Origin of the sequence: Allomesorhizobium camelthorni, assembly GCF_011045125.1 — a bacterium.
Classification (GTDB): Bacteria; Pseudomonadota; Alphaproteobacteria; order Rhizobiales; family Rhizobiaceae; genus Allomesorhizobium; species Allomesorhizobium camelthorni.
In genome coordinates this window covers 1-1054 of sequence record NZ_JAAKZF010000270.1, presented here as the reverse complement: position 1 = coordinate 1054, position 1054 = coordinate 1, and the positions used below count along the sequence as shown (strand labels likewise).

Sequence of the window (1054 nt, the reverse complement as noted above, 5' to 3'; positions counted from 1 at the left end):
TAGATGTTTAGTCCCGGCATTTGCTGGAGCGGATTAAGCTTGAAGCGTTCGGGCTGTGCAGCCCAAGCCTTGCAGATGAACTCATAGGGCGTGAGGCCTTTGAGGGTCTTGAGCCTGCGGCCGAAGTTGTAGGCCGAGATGAAGTCGGCAAGGTGCTGGCGCAGCTGATCATGGCTCTCATAGTAGAAGCGCCTGACGGTCGCATCCTTGATGGTCCGGTTCATCCTCTCGACCTGGCCATTGGTCCACGGGTGCCTTGCCTTGGTCGTCCGGTGCTCAATGTCGTTCGTGGCGCAAGCGTATTCGAAGGCATGGGCCCAGAAGCGTTCGCCGTTTGCGATGGCCTCCTTGATCAATGGCACGGCCGAACCGCCGGCGCCGGGCGTGGTGAACTGGATGCCGTTGTCGGTGAGCACAGTGTGGATCCTGTAGGGGACGGCCGCGATCAGACGCAGCAGGAAGTCTCTGGAGACGGCAGTGGTGGCCTTCTCATGCAGTTCGACGAAGGCGAACTTCGAGGTGCGATCGATGGCGACGAACATGTGCAGCTTGCCCTGCTCGGTGCGCACCTCGGCGACGTCGATGTGGAAGTAGCCGATCGGATAGCTCTTGAACTTCTTCTTCGCCGGCTTGTCGCCTTCGACATCCGGCAGGCGGCTGATGCCATGACGCTGCAGACAACGATGCAGTGACGAGCGCGTCAGATGTGGGATCGTGGGTTGCAAGGCATAGAGGCAGTCATCGAGCGGCAACAGAGTGTAGCGTCGGAAGGCGACGATGACGGCCTCCTCCTCGGGCGAGAGCACCGTCGATCTCGGCTCTCTCGGACCGGTCGGCAGATCGGCCACCGAGGCCCGCTCCCTCCATTTGGCGACGGTCTTCTGGTTGATCCCGTAGCGTTTGGCCACCGCCCTCAGGCTCTCTTGACTATGCTGTATCGCTCGACGGATCGCCTCTGTCGTCGTGGCGCTCCCATGAAGAACCTGGCCCATAGTGCATCCTTTGATTCGGAGGATAAGGATGCCCCATCAAAACCTGGGATCAAACATCTAGC

1 protein-coding gene is annotated in these 1054 nt (G+C 60.2%); it reads right to left on the bottom strand.

Features of this window, described 5'->3' with window-relative positions; translation table 11 throughout:
- A partial coding sequence (locus G6N73_RS35820; RefSeq protein WP_165034566.1) for an IS481 family transposase occupies positions 1-992 on the bottom strand: 992 nt, incomplete at its 3' end.
- Between the last annotated feature and the right edge of the window lie 62 nt (positions 993-1054).